Raw genomic sequence first — 11,144 nt, 5'->3', positions numbered from 1 at the left:
AAAATCAGTGTGCATCGATCTCTCCCGGCGGGAGAGGGGAGGAAGTCAAGTTCAGTGACTGCCTTCGAGATCGAGGAATTTCTCGGCATCGAGGGCGGCCATGCAGCCGAAGCCGGCCGAGGTGATGGCTTGGCGGTAGACCTGATCGGCGACGTCGCCGGCGGCGAACACGCCGGGTACCGAGGTGGCGGTGGCGTTGCCTTCGAGGCCGCTCTTGATCGCGATGTAGCCGTTGCGCATGTCGAGCTGGCCTTCGAACAGGCTGGTGTTCGGGGTGTGGCCGATGGCGACGAAGAAGCCGGTGAGTGCGATCTCGCGGGTGCCTTGGCCATCGGTTTCGCGGATGCGCATGCCGGTCACTCCGGACTCATCGCCCAGCACTTCATCAACCACGTGATCCCAGATCATCTCGATCTTACCGGCTTGCACCTTAGCAAACAGTTTGTCCTGCATAATTTTCTCGGCGCGCAGGCGGTCGCGGCGATGCACCAGGTAGACCTTGCGGGCGATATTGGAGAGGTACAGCGCTTCTTCGACCGCAGTATTGCCGCCGCCAATCACGGCGACGTCCTGTTCGCGGAAGAAAAAGCCATCGCAGGTGGCGCAGGCCGACACACCCTTGCCCATATAGGTTTGCTCAGAGGGCAGGCCTAGATACTTGGCGGTGGCGCCGGTCGAAATGATCAGGGCATCGCAGGTGTATTCGCCGTTGTCACCCTTGAGCTGGAAGGGGCGGCGCGACAGGTCGGCCGAATGAATGTGGTCGAACACGATTTCAGTTTCGAAGCGTTCAGCATGCGACTGCATACGCGCCATCAGGTCGGGGCCCATCAGGCCGTGAGCATCACCGGGCCAGTTGTCGACTTCGGTGGTGGTCATCAATTGACCGCCTTGCTGCAAGCCGGTGATCAGCACGGGCTTGAGGTTTGCACGGGCGCCGTAGACGGCGGCGCTGTAGCCGGCCGGCCCCGAACCCAGAATCAGAAGTCGGCAGTGTTTGGTAGTGCTCATGTAGGATTGCCCGCGGCCCGCAAAATGGTGAGCTGCGAAGCATGCGGGCGCAGACCTTGGCTTTCAAGACGAGTATGCTGCCGGCTGGCATTTCGGTCGGCCTTGCGAGCTTCTCTGGGCTACTTTGCGAACTGCAGCCAAATTCCAATAGAATCAATTATTAGCATCACCTATTTAAAGTTGTTTGCCGGTGCCAAGATCCACTCCTGACAGCCCCACCGTTCCGTCAGCCCGACAGCGCCTGCTGCGTGAGGGCGCCATTCTGCTGATCGCTCCCTTGCTGGTGTACGTGGCCGCCTGCCTGTTCAGCTACGCACCGGAGGATCCGAGCTGGTCGCACTCTGGCAGCGTGACCGGCAAGGTGCAGAACCTTGGTGGTCTGGCCGGTGCCTGGTTCGCCGATCTGGCCCTGGTATTCGCTGGCGTTGCCGCCTACCTGCTGCCGCTGCTGCTCGGCTTGATTGCCTGGTACGGGGTGCGACCTCGGGCCGAGGGCCGGGAAGCGCCGTTCACCCCGGCTCTGCGCCTGACCGGCTCGGTCGGCGTGTTGTTGGCGGCGGCCGGTCTTGCCTTTATTCAGGCACCCGACCTGGGCAATGAGTTGCCGGCCCGTGCTGGCGGCCTGCTCGGGCTTTGGATCGGCGGCGGCTTGCAGCAGGTGGTCGGCGCGATGGGCGCCAGTCTGTTCCTGTTCGCGCTGCTGCTGGTGACGGTCACCCTGGCGACTGGGCTGTCCTGGTTCTGGCTGATGGATCGGCTGGGCGCTGCGGTGATGCGCCTGTGGCAATGGCTACAGCAGCGCGCACAGCGCAATGATGAGCAAAAGTTTGCCCGCGCGGCGATTGCCGAGCGCGAAGAAGTGCGCAAGGTCGAGAAGATCAAACGTGCCAAACGCGAGCCAGTGCGGATCGAGCCGCAGTTGCCGCCGCCGGAACGAAGCGATCGGGCTCGCCGTGAGCAGCAGATTCCACTGTTTACTGGAGTCACCACCGGCGAGGGCTTGCCGCCGCTGTCCTTGCTGGATGATCCCAAACCGCAGCCGGCTGGCTACTCGGAAGAAACCCTCACCACGCTGTCGCGGCAGATCGAATTCAAGCTGAAGGATTTCCGCATCGATGTGCAGGTGGTCGGGGTCTACCCAGGGCCGGTGATCACCCGTTTCGAGTTGGAGCCGGCGCCGGGCGTCAAGGGCAGCCAGATCAGTTCTCTGGACAAGGACATCGCCCGCGGTTTGAGCGTGAAGTCGGTGCGTGTTGTCGATGTGATCCCGGGCAAGTCGGTAATCGGCCTGGAAATTCCCAATGCCAATCGGGAGATGATCTTCCTTTCCGAGATCCTGCGCTCGAAGGAATACGACAAGGTCACCAGCCCGCTGGCGCTGGCCCTGGGCAAGGAGATCGGTGGCCGGCCGACCGTGGTCGATCTGGCCCGCATGCCGCACTTGCTGGTCGCGGGAACCACCGGTTCAGGTAAGTCGGTGGCATTGAACGCCATGGTGCTGAGCCTGTTGTACAAGGCACGCGCCGAAGACGTGCGCATGCTGATGATCGATCCGAAGATGCTGGAACTCTCGGTGTACGAGGGCATTCCGCATCTGTTGGCGCCGGTGGTCACCGATATGAAGGAGGCCGCCAATGGCCTGCGCTGGTGCGTTGCCGAAATGGAGCGGCGCTACAAGCTGATGTCGGTGGTCGGCGTGCGCAATCTGGCCGGCTTCAATCGCAAGGTGACCGAAGCCGAAGAAGCTGGCCATCCGCTGATGGATCCGCTGTTCACCCCGAACCCGGAGCTGGGTGAAGCGCCACGGCCACTGGAAACCCTGCCGTATCTGGTGGTGATCATCGACGAATTTGCCGACATGATGATGATCGTCGGCAAGAAGGTGGAAGAACTGATCGCCCGTCTGGCGCAGAAGGCGCGCGCCGCTGGTATCCATCTGATCCTGGCGACACAGCGGCCCTCGGTTGACGTGATCACCGGTCTGATCAAGGCCAATGTGCCGACCCGCATTGCCTTCCAGGTGAGCTCGAAGATCGATTCGCGCACCATTCTCGACCAGAGCGGCGCTGAGACCCTGCTCGGACACGGTGACATGCTGTATCTGCCGCCCGGTACCGCCATGCCCGAGCGTGTGCATGGTGCTTTCGTCAGCGATGAGGAAGTGCATCGTGTGGTTCAGCACCTGAAGGAGTCCAGTGGTGGTCCGGACTACTTTGATGGCGTGCTGGACGAAGTGCAGATGCTGGCCGATGGTCAGAGCGTGGGGCCGACCGGCCTGCCGGAAGCCGGTGGCGGGGGTGATGAGTCCGATGCACTGTACGACCAGGCCGTGGCGATCGTCACCGAGTCGCGGCGGGCGTCGATATCCGGTGTTCAGCGCCGGCTGAAGATCGGCTACAACCGCGCCGCGCGCCTGATCGAAGCGATGGAAGCTGCCGGCATCGTCAGTCCGCCGGAGCACAACGGCGATCGCAAGGTGATTGCTCCGCCGCCGCCGCGGTGAGCTCAATGGCAATCCCAACACCCGGCTTGAGCGAGCTGGGCTTGATTTGCGTATTGAAAGCGTGAAGACTTTCGCCGGCGCAAGCGGCTCGTCATGACGGCGTGCCCGGGCTGCGCACTTTGGAGGCATCTCGGAATGCGACGATTGAATGGGGCTTGGGCGATCGGAACCTGTCTTTGGGCGTTCGCCGGCGCGGCGCTGTGCAACACCGATCTGGAGCTTGAGCGCAGTTTTGAAACCGCCATTGCTGCGGCGGAGCGCCCCAGCGGCCGCATGCCGAACGCGGTACGCAAGGGGGCGGGCACGGGTGTCATCAGCGGCATCGTGCGCGATGCAGGGACCACGATGCCCATAGCCGGCACCACCGTCGTGTTGCACAAGTTTGCTGCAGGACAATCCAATCCTTCCGGATTCATCAGCCAGGCAACGGATCCTGATGGCCGGTTTGAGTACGCCGGTCTTGAGCCCGGCTATTACTTTGTCAGCGCCTTGGGGCGCGATGATCTGAGTCGGCAGCGCAATTTTCAGCCGCAGATATACCCCGGCGTGGCCTGCGATTCGGCCTGCGCCAACCTGGCTGACGGGCAGGTGCTGTCGATTGGCCTTGGCCAGGATCCAGCTGATCTGCAGATCAATCTGCAGCCGGGCGCGAGTATTGCCGGCCGACTCACGGCGCAAGGAGACGCGCGCATTCGGCATGCACTGATCGTCGCGTATGACACCGCCAAGCGGGCGGTAGCCAACGAAATCGTCAGCGCCGGCACGGTGGACGGGCAGCAGATCCTGGATTTCCATCTTGGCGGGCTGCCGGCTGGCAGCTACTACGTCGCCGTGCGTGCCCGTTCCGCCGGCAGCAACTATGTGTTCGCGGCGCGATCGCTTACCGATGACAGCTGCGGCCTCGGCACCTGCATGCAGCCGAGCGATGCCTTGGCCCTGGCCGACCAGGAACAGCGCAGTGGGGTTGATCTGACGCTGAGTGATTGGCCGACACCGGGGCCCGATTTGGGAGTGGCGGTGGCCGATGGCTCGGCCGAGGATCTAGCGGTCAATATCATCAGTCTGTTCGATGCTGATGGCGACCTGGTCGGTTGGACTCAGCAGCAGTTAGTACAGGGTGGAACACCCGGTTATGTGATGACTTGGCCTGCCTATCAGTTCTTCACTGTCCCGTCTGATTGGCGAGCATCGGTGGTCAGCCCGTTTCGCTTCACTATCGAAGGTGGGCGTAGCTATCGAAGTCGGGTCTTTCCCGACATCGATTGCGGCCCGGAAGACTGCGATGTCACGGCCGGTTCCACGCCCGGGCCGAGTTTTGTCGCCACGCTGACGCCGGCGGGCAGCATCCGCGGTAGCGTCAGTGATCACCTGTTGCGTCGGACCTTGCCCGGTGTTGATGTGGTGGTGTTCGACAGCAATGGTCTGCGGGTCGGGGCCGGGCGCACCACAGATGACGGGAGCTATCTGGTTACCGGGCTGGCAGACGGCGAGTATCGCGTGGCGACCCGCAATATCTACGGTTTGGATGACCGTGCCTGGCCGGATAAGCGTTGCCAGGGCGTCTGCACGGGTCTGGAAGGGCGTACCGTGACCGTGGACGGGGCCGAGGATGTACTCGGCATCGATCTGACACTGAACACCGGCTTCTTTGTCGACAGCTTCGAGAACGAGTGAGTTCGGTCGACGCTCCGGGCCGCCCCCGGAGCGTTGCGATTCAGCTGAGAACACTCACACTGTGCGCCATTCGCCGCAGCTCGCTGCGTTCGCCCTGACCCTGAGTGGCCGCACATGTCCCGAGTTCTTCTTGTCAGTTTGGCTGTCTTTCTCGCCGCGCCGGCTCAGGCCGAGCTTCCTTCTTCGCTGCAGTCCTTCAGTCAGGGGTTGAAGACCTTGCAGGGGCAGTTCGAGCAGCAGGTTTACGATACTGACGGACAGCTCAAGGAGCAGACACAGGGTACGGTAGCCCTGGCGGCGCCGCGCCAGTTTCGTTGGGATTACGTCGGTGAGTTTCCGCAAACCATCATCGCCGATGGCGATCGGGTATGGATCTATGACCCGGAGCTGGAGCAGGTTTCGGTGCGGCCGCAAAGTCACGAAGAACAGTCGAGTCCGCTGGCCGCCCTGATTGATCCGGGCGTGTTGGAGCAGCACTACTTCGTATCGGCTGTGCCCGATGGAACCGGAGGTGAGGAGATCGAGCTGTCGCCGAAACAGGAAGGTGAGGGTGGTTTTTCCAAGGCACGCCTGCGATTGAAGGAAGGCGCCTTGCTGGAGATGGAATTCAGTGACCAACTGCAGCAACGTTCTTTGATTCGATTCTCCGGCTGGAAGCGCAATCAGGCGTTCTCCACCGACCTGTTCCAGTTCACCCCGCCGGACGGAGTCGATGTGATCGGTGACATCGGCGAGGGTGCCGAGGTGTATCCGATCAATTAGCAGGCTGCCGTTTGGTCTGGCGATGGACGAGCGTTGCACGATTGATTCACAGCTGACCCCTCCCGACCCAGCGGAGGGGAGGGTTGGGGGTGCGCTCAGGTCCGTGTCACCCGGCCCCCGACCCGGGCCTGTGGCGAGGCACCCATCGTAGAATGCGTTGATGAACGCAGGAACCGGCCGTCGTTCTGGCGGCGCAACACCTTCTTTGTTTCAAGCCGATGCCAGCCAGCGGCCGCTGGCCGAACGGATGCGCCCGCGGGTCTTGCATGAGGTGGTGGGGCAAGCTCATCTGCTCGGCCCCCAGGGGGTGATCCGTCGCGCGTTCGAGAGCGGTCATCCGCATTCGATGGTGCTGTGGGGGCCGCCGGGGTGTGGCAAGACCACCCTGGCCCGACTGCTGGCGCAGAGTGCCAGCCTGCCCTTTGTCAGTCTTTCTGCGGTGCTGTCCGGGCTGCCGGACGTGCGCAAGGTTCTGGACAGCGCACGGCAGCGTTTTCCGCACGAAGGCGCGACCCTGCTGTTCGTCGACGAGGTGCACCGGTTTCACGGATTGTGATTGGTTATCAAATTGGCAAAAAGCTGTTTGCGCGTAGGCAGCTAGGTTCGACGAAGCGCCAATTTTCCCACAGAGTTTGTGGTTGGGTACGGAATGGATATGATCCGTCAACACGGAACGGATCTCCATTTTGATAATTGTCAAAAATATAAACCTTATCCTCGGTCATAAGTTCCTGAGGCTAGGGGAGGACTTGAGGCTGGCTCTCCACGAAGCCTCGAAGCCCCGCCACTCGACCGTTGCCTCATGGCTCCCCCTTGAAGCCCTACTGCAGGTCGCTCGGAGACCGCCTGCTGGACTTGCCGACTTGGAGTCCTCCGAGTTCCGACGGTCAATCGAGCTTTTTGTGGGGGCACTCCATTCCGATCGCTTCATGGCAGGGAAAGGCAGTGCGAACTATCAGAGGGCGCAACTCATCCTCAAGCCTCTCGCCGTACTTTGTCCGAGGGGTGGGTGGAATCAGATCCCTCTCTCCACCTCTCACACGTATGAGGAGGTGGCAGCGTGGCGTGACGAGTTTGTGGCGCTCGATCTCGATCCAGAAGCTGTGTGGCTTTGGAACGGATGGGGAGGAAACTCCAAGCACGGAGAGGGGGTGTCCTTTCCCCTCTATAGCTTCTATGAGCGTCTAGGAAGATCGTTCACAGAACGACTCAATTTTACCCTGCAGGGCCTCGTGTCCGGGCGAACACGAAACTACTTGAAAGGGCTCTCCTCGTTCGCCAGATTCGTTGCCGAGTATCCTGGGCCGATTAGCCCGTCGCACTTCGAAGATCCCTACTGGAACGGCATCTTCTTCAACGATTTCGCGCACTACTACTTCAAGCGTGTGGACGAGCGCGGAAAGAACATTCGACACGCGGCCCGCGCTTGGACGTCTCAGTTTTTGCCTGCCGTAGAGGCAATGATCGAGTCTCGTCTGATTGCGGCACCAGAGCCTCCCGTCGGGGTGCCAAGAGGCGGTGTCGTGGTTGGCGGCCGAGAAACGCGGATTACTAAAACCGAATGCGGTACAGAAGTTAAGTCGACCTGCCTAACTCCGATCCCGCTAAGCCTCAGCGATGGTGCAGCTAAGGAGATCCTCTTTCGTAACCTGATTGATGATTTCGCCGCAATCGTTACTTGGGCAGAGGCAGAGGTTGACGATATATGGAAGCGATATCGGACTGGGATCGATGCCGCTAAGACGGGGCGCATCCGGGAACCTATTGGCGTTGGGCAGTGGGGATCTCTCATCTCGATGACAGATCCGGGAAACCCCGAGGCCTTCGCAAATTGCGCCGCAACGTACTGGGCAAACGGCATAGATTCAACGCCGTTTGCGAATGTGGTCTATGGCAAATATGGATTGGTGAAGATCGCTCGCGACCTTGGCGTGCCAACACCAGACTCTCTTCTACCTCACGCGGCGCTTATCGTCGCGAATCACTGTGAAGTTACCACGCGATTTCTCAGCCGCCTCGAACTGTTCGACAAGGATGGGAAACGGGTTGGCTTTCAAGAGCTCGACGGCGGTTCGTATCTAGTCGGGTACAAGCCGCGAAAGGGTGACGTACTGGCAGAGCAGAGAATTCTCCTCAATAAGCGCACAGAGGCGGTAGTCCGACAAGTTGTCGAGTTAACTGCTCCGCTGCGCAAGTATCTTAAAGACCGAAATGACGACCGATGGCGGCTGCTTTTTCTCACCGTCTCGAGCATCAAAGCTAAGCCTAGGCCGCCAAGCTTCGACAACCTGTGCTCAAAGCCAGAGCGTTTCGGGGTCAATGGGCTGGATAGAAGCCTCGCGATGCGTTCACGTATGGCCCCAGATCACGCGGCCGCGCTCGTAAGAAACTTCAGTCTTCGCGCATTGAGGGCGAGCAGCGCACTTGTCGTATATTTAAACACAGGAAGTTCGCTCAAGATGTCTGAGGCGCTTGGGCACACGCACTATTCTCCAAAGCTGCTCGATCACTATTTGCCAGAGCCAATTCAAAGGTTCTTCAAAGAGCGATGGATACGGATATTCCAAACCGGACTTGTTTGCCAAGCAATGAAGGGCAGCTCCCTTCTTATCGAAGCGACTGGTTTTCAGTCGATGAAACAGTTGGACGATTTCCTTAACGAGCACGCGCTTAAGGATATTCCCACGCTCAGTCGGTCGACTGAGCGTCACAGACCGCAGCAGACTGCCGAGATCGCTATCGACGTGGGAGAGCAAATGCTTACTTTGCTCCTGTCTGTTACGCGCGCAGTAGCGAGCAATGCGGCAGTGAGCAATGGTCGTGCTGTTTACTGGGCCGAAATTGGTGCGCGCGTCGATAGCTACTTGCGGACGCTCACGGATAGGCCTGACCTCATCGCCTCCCTAGAGGCAGCTGAGCGCAATGCATCCTGCGAAGGAATTTTGGAGCTTATTAGTGAGTAATGCTGCGCTCGCGGATCTGTCCTTTCTCGATACCGTGTTTCCACGTCTCGATCGAGCGACGCACGATCGGTACACGTTCGCTCATTGGTTGCGGAACGAATTTGCCTCTACGGTCTGGAGGTGCCAGTTCGGCGATAGGTGCGTCACAGTCAACTGGGATGTCGCTGTCGGGTCTTCTGGCGAGCGGCTTACAAGTCCGAGCCAGGCCTCATTGCTGCGAACGTTCAAATGTTGGCTTGTGCTTTCAACTCACCCTGATGTCCATCGAGGTGCGCTCTGGAGTCCAAAAACCGAAAACTATCGGTTTTCAAGGACCTTGGATTGGATCGATTATTTCCTCGTCAGAGCCGACGAACTCAATCTGTCCACATCTGGGCTGGCATGCTTGTCGCGAGACGAGTTGGCGGCCGCATTGTTCACAATTGCTGCAGCTTGTCGAAAGAGCGAGAGTATCTACGATTTTAGTGCTCGCCTCAGCGCGTATTTGCGAATCTTAGGGCGAGAGATTAGTGCCACGGATTTACGGGAACTCGTCAAGAAATTTCCGTTCCTGGCTTGCGATATCCCACACTCCGATGTTCGGGTCACCGATTTAGCGGAAGAAGAGATAGTGCGCGCGCGTGCCGCACTGTGGCGGCAAGGGATGTATACAAACCGGTCTCGTAGCACAGAATATGAATGGCATGTGCCACTTACTTTGCTGACACCTCGACTGTACTCCGGCATGCTTCGCCCCCGCGGCGGCGGACGCTTGCCTGTCGAGCTGCACCTGGTCCCGGACGATAGGCTAAGTCGTGAGTATCAAGGCGTTCCGGTTAGGAATGTGTCCTCGATTGGCATAGATAAGTCCAACTTCCGCCAATACGTGCGCTCGTTGCGGGAGCTTGGACTCCTTCACAGCGTTGGCCTCCCTGTGCCGATCACGAGCTTGCGTACGTTGGACACCGAGCTCACGGTCCCAATGTCGTCATTGAGAGGTGTTGGGCGGTTCAAGACAGCGCCTCCAGACATTGTCTTTTTTGCCCTTCGGAGTGCGATTGAATTCGTACTGACAAAGGGCGACAAGATCATTGACGTCTTCCTTTCGACAGTGAAGGAGGCAGGAGATCGTGGCCTTGCGCCCGGCGCTGTGCTCACCGGCGGGCTTGGCAATTCAGAAGCTGCAGCGACTGCCAAGGACCTGGGTATCTGTAGGTGGACCATACGCTACACCGGTGCGGCGCGAGAACGCGGTCGAGGTCTGTCCCGGTCGGACTATCACCCCCAGCTGCGGGCCAATGTGGGGCTTTGGGACCTTTTGCGTGTGCTTTACGGAGCAGTGCAACTCGTCGTAGGTGCGGTAATGGCTCGCAGGGTAAGTGAGCTTGTTCACCTTCGCGCTTTGTCATGCATTGATGTATCGCGTACCTACTTGTTGTTTCACAATGCGAAATCAGGGGTGATGGGTAACAGGCAGGAGCTTGCCCGGCCGATTCCCCCGATTGCCGTTCGGGCCATTGGATTGATCCAGCGCCTCCAGCAATCCCTCCTTGATGCAGGTCTTATTGACGGTCAGCACCCTCTTACTGCTCATCCAACTTCGCGGGGAATCTCTTTCGCTAGAGCAAGCGGAGAAACGTTCGGGGACAACCTGGACTACTTCTTTGACTACATTGAGATGCCGCTGGATGACAGCGGATGCCGCTATTACCTGCGACAACACCAGTTGCGCAGGTTCTTCGCGATGACCTTTTTTTGGTCGAATTCCTTCGGCGGCATGGACACGCTGCGAGAGTTTCTCGGTCATACGGATGCAACGCATCTCTACCACTACATTACCGAATCGACGCCCGGAGAGGTGCTGCGCAGTGTTAAGGCCGAGTGGGCGGCAGAAGCGCTCCGCACACAGCTCTCTGCGGCCGATTCGCTGGCCGATCTCGTTGAGGAACATTTTGGCACCAGGCAATTTCGACTTCTCGACACTGAAGACCTCACCGAGTACATCGACAACCTTCTCGAAGCGGGTGGCGTCCAGATCGAACCAGAGTTCTTGGACACTCGCGGAGCGTACCGGATCGCGGTTCGCGTCCTTTCGACGGGGCATTACGCATGACTTCTCCCGCTGTTCTGACATCACGCCAGCGACGTGAGGGTTCTGTGAAAACGCTCGTTGCGACACTCGAGCGCATCGTGGCGAAGGATTCGGAGTTCTCTCCCACGCGGGAGCTAACTGAAGCGCTTCGCTCCCAAGG

The 11,144-nt window shown here is 59.6% G+C and carries 6 protein-coding genes and 1 pseudogene; 6 read left to right on the top strand and 1 reads right to left on the bottom strand.

Going from position 1 to position 11,144, the window contains the following annotated elements; all coding sequences use genetic code 11:
• Positions 1-51 precede the first annotated feature (51 nt).
• Positions 52-1,011, bottom strand: coding sequence for a thioredoxin-disulfide reductase (trxB, locus tag IFO71_RS01755; RefSeq protein ID WP_192027798.1), 960 nt, complete (start codon positions 1,009-1,011; stop codon positions 52-54).
• Between the two features lie 184 nt (positions 1,012-1,195).
• Here trxB and IFO71_RS01750 point away from each other — a divergent pair, with 184 nt between their 5' ends.
• From IFO71_RS01750 to IFO71_RS01725, 6 genes and pseudogenes are all read left to right on the top strand, one after another.
• On the top strand, positions 1,196-3,514 hold the full coding sequence (locus tag IFO71_RS01750; protein WP_192027797.1) for a DNA translocase FtsK: 2,319 nt from the start codon (positions 1,196-1,198) through the stop codon (positions 3,512-3,514).
• Between the two features lie 135 nt (positions 3,515-3,649).
• Complete coding sequence (locus tag IFO71_RS01745) at positions 3,650-5,188, top strand: carboxypeptidase-like regulatory domain-containing protein (RefSeq protein WP_192027796.1); 1,539 nt, start codon at positions 3,650-3,652, stop codon at positions 5,186-5,188.
• Between the two features lie 114 nt (positions 5,189-5,302).
• On the top strand, positions 5,303-5,950 hold the full coding sequence (gene lolA, locus IFO71_RS01740; RefSeq protein ID WP_192027795.1) for an outer membrane lipoprotein periplasmic chaperone LolA: 648 nt from the start codon (positions 5,303-5,305) through the stop codon (positions 5,948-5,950).
• A 160-nt stretch (positions 5,951-6,110) separates the two neighbouring features.
• Positions 6,111-6,497: pseudogene (locus tag IFO71_RS01735) on the top strand (AAA family ATPase); the annotation flags it as partial.
• 604 nt (positions 6,498-7,101) lie between these two features.
• Positions 7,102-8,913 (top strand): hypothetical protein, encoded by a 1,812-nt coding sequence (locus IFO71_RS01730; protein ID WP_192027793.1) that lies wholly within the window; start codon positions 7,102-7,104, stop codon positions 8,911-8,913.
• 316 nt (positions 8,914-9,229) lie between these two features.
• Complete coding sequence (locus IFO71_RS01725) at positions 9,230-11,005, top strand: hypothetical protein (RefSeq protein WP_192027792.1); 1,776 nt, start codon at positions 9,230-9,232, stop codon at positions 11,003-11,005.
• Positions 11,006-11,144: the final 139 nt, after the last annotated feature.

The sequence above is a fragment of the Pseudomarimonas arenosa genome (assembly GCF_014841215.1).
Classification (GTDB): Bacteria; Pseudomonadota; Gammaproteobacteria; order Xanthomonadales; family Xanthomonadaceae; genus Pseudomarimonas; species Pseudomarimonas arenosa.
This window is presented reverse-complemented; position numbering and strand designations above follow the sequence as displayed.

Excerpts from the sequence above, each read along its gene's own strand:
- lolA (WP_192027795.1), top strand. The coding sequence starts at position 5,303 with ATGTCCCGAGTTCTTCTTGTCAGTTTGGCTGTCTTTCTCGCCGCGCCG.
- trxB (WP_192027798.1), bottom strand. The coding sequence starts at position 1,011 with ATGAGCACTACCAAACACTGCCGACTTCTGATTCTGGGTTCGGGGCCG.
- IFO71_RS01745 (WP_192027796.1), top strand. The coding sequence starts at position 3,650 with ATGCGACGATTGAATGGGGCTTGGGCGATCGGAACCTGTCTTTGGGCG.